Genomic DNA, 2,440 nt, shown 5'->3' on the forward strand with positions numbered 1-2,440 from the left:
ACCCGCAGATGCGCGGCGCGGTGCTGGAGAGCCACGGGCTGTTCACCTGGGCGGATGATGCGAAAGAGTGCTATCTGACCACGCTGGAGATCATCAACAAGGCGGCAAGCTGGCTGGAGGCCAGGATGGCGGGCAAGCCGGCTTTTGGCGGCCAGGTGCGGCCCACGCTTCCGGCTGACGAACGCCGGGCGGTGGCGGCGCGGCTGATGCCGGTGATTCGGGGGCTGATCTCGCAGGACCGGCACAAGGTGGGGCATTTCGACGACAGCCCGGCAGTGCTGGAATTTGTGGGGTCTGCACAATTGGAGGTGCTGGCACCGATGGGCACCTCTTGCCCCGATCACTTCCTGCGCACCAAAATTCGTCCGCTGCTGGTGCAGTTTGATCCGGCCAAGCCTGATCTGGAGGCGACGATTGCGGGCCTCGCGCAGGCAGCGGCGGCGTATCGCGCCGATTACGCGGCCTATTACGACCGCTGCAAAAAGCCTGACAGCCCGGCGCTGCGCGACCCCAACGCGGTGGTCTGGCTGGTGCCCGGCGTGGGCATGATCACCTTCGCGCTGGACAAGGCGACGGCCCGCGTCTCGGGCGAGTTTTATGTGAACGCGATCAATGTGATGCGCGGCGCGAGTGCGGTTTCCACCTATCAGGGCCTGCCCGAGCAGGAGGCCTTTGACATCGAATACTGGCTGCTGGAGGAAGCGAAGCTGCAACGGATGCCCAAGCCCAAGGCGCTGGCGGGCCGGGTGGCTTTGGTGACGGGCGGCGCGGGCGGCATTGGCTCGGCCACGGCGGAACGCTTTCTGAAAGAGGGCGCCTGCGTGGTGCTGGCCGATATTGATGGCGCGGCGGCGGCGGATGTGGCGGCGGGCATGGCCCGCGTGTTCGGGGCCGATCTGGTGCGCAGCGTGGCGATGAACGTGACCGACGAGGCGCAGGTGATCGCCGCCTATGCCGAGACGGCGGTGGAGTTCGGCGGCGTGGATATTCTGGTCTCCAATGCCGGGATCGCCTCTTCGGCGCCGGTCGAGGAAACCAGCCTCGCGCTGTGGAACAAGAATATGGATATTCTCTCCACCGGCTATTTCCTCGTGTCGCGCGAGGCGTTCAAATGCTTCCGCACGCAAGGGATTGGCGGATCGGTGGTGTTTGTGGCGTCGAAAAACGGCTTGGCCGCTTCGCCCAATGCCAGCGCCTATTGCACCGCCAAGGCGGCGGAAATTCATCTGGCGCGCTGCCTTGCGCTGGAAGGCGCCGAGGCCGGGATTCGCGTCAATGTGGTGAACCCGGATGCGGTGCTGCGGGGCAGCAAGATCTGGTCGGGCGAATGGCTGGATCAGCGCGCCTCGACCTATGGCAAGGACAAGGAGGGGCTGGAAGAAATGTATCGCCAGCGCAGCATGTTGAAACGCTCGGTCCTGCCAGAGGATATTGCGGAAGGCGCCTATTTCTTTGCGTCGGACCTTTCGGCCAAATCGACCGGGAATATCCTGAATGTCGATGCGGGCAATGTGCAGGCTTTCACGCGGTGAGCATGATGGACAAGACCCTGATCGAGGCCGAAAACGCCGCCCGCCATGCCGCCTTGACGGCGGATTACGAGGCCCTTGGGGCGCAACTGGCGCGCCGGGGCGTGGAGATCGAGGCGATCACCGCCCGCGCCATGGGCTTTGGCGTGGCCGTGCCCAGCTGGGGCACCGGCACCGGCGGCACGCGCTTTGCGCGCTTTCCCGGCGAGGGGGAGCCGCGCCATATCTTTGACAAGCTGGATGATTGCGGGGTCATTCATGCCCTGACGCAAGCCACGCCGAAGGTTTCGCTGCATATCCCGTGGGACAAGGCGCCGGCGGCGGATCTGCTGGCCAAGGCGGCGGAGCATGGGTTGGGCTTTGATGCCATGAACTCCAACACCTTTCAGGATCAGGCGGATCAGACGCATAGCTACAAATACGGCTCGCTGTCGCATACCGCCGCCGCCACCCGCGCGCAGGCGGTGGAGCATAATCTGGAATGTATCGAGATTGGCCGAGAGATCGGCTCGACCGCGCTGACGGTGTGGATTGGCGACGGGTCGAACTTCCCCGGCCAGACCTCGCTCAGCCGCCAGTTCGACCGCTATCTGGAGAGCATGACGGCGATTTATGCCGGGCTGCCCGAGGGCTGGCGGCTGTTCAGCGAACACAAGATCTATGAACCGGCGTTTTATTCGACGGTGGTGCAGGATTGGGGCACCAGCCTGATGATTGCGCAGGAGCTGGGGCCAAAGGCGCAATGTCTGGTCGATCTGGGGCATCACGCGCCGAATGTGAATATCGAGATGATCGTGGCGCGGTTGATCCGGGCGGGCAAGCTGGGCGGGTTTCATTTCAACGACAGCAAATATGGCGATGACGATCTGGACAGCGGCACGATTGATCCGTTCCGGCTGTTTCTGGTGTGG

General features: G+C 63.9%; 2 protein-coding genes. Both read left to right on the top strand.

Annotated elements, in window-relative coordinates:
* Nucleotides 1–1,532, top strand: a 1,532-nt coding sequence (locus JNN06_RS17375; RefSeq protein WP_291240851.1) for a bifunctional rhamnulose-1-phosphate aldolase/short-chain dehydrogenase, incomplete at its 5' end; no start/stop codon positions are given.
* A 2-nt stretch (nucleotides 1,533–1,534) separates the two neighbouring features.
* The coding region (locus tag JNN06_RS17380) for a TIM barrel protein (protein ID WP_291240852.1) at nucleotides 1,535–2,440 on the top strand (906 nt) is incomplete at its 3' end.

Source organism: Gemmobacter sp. (genome assembly GCF_016792925.1).
In the GTDB taxonomy this organism is placed as follows: domain Bacteria; phylum Pseudomonadota; class Alphaproteobacteria; order Rhodobacterales; family Rhodobacteraceae; genus Gemmobacter.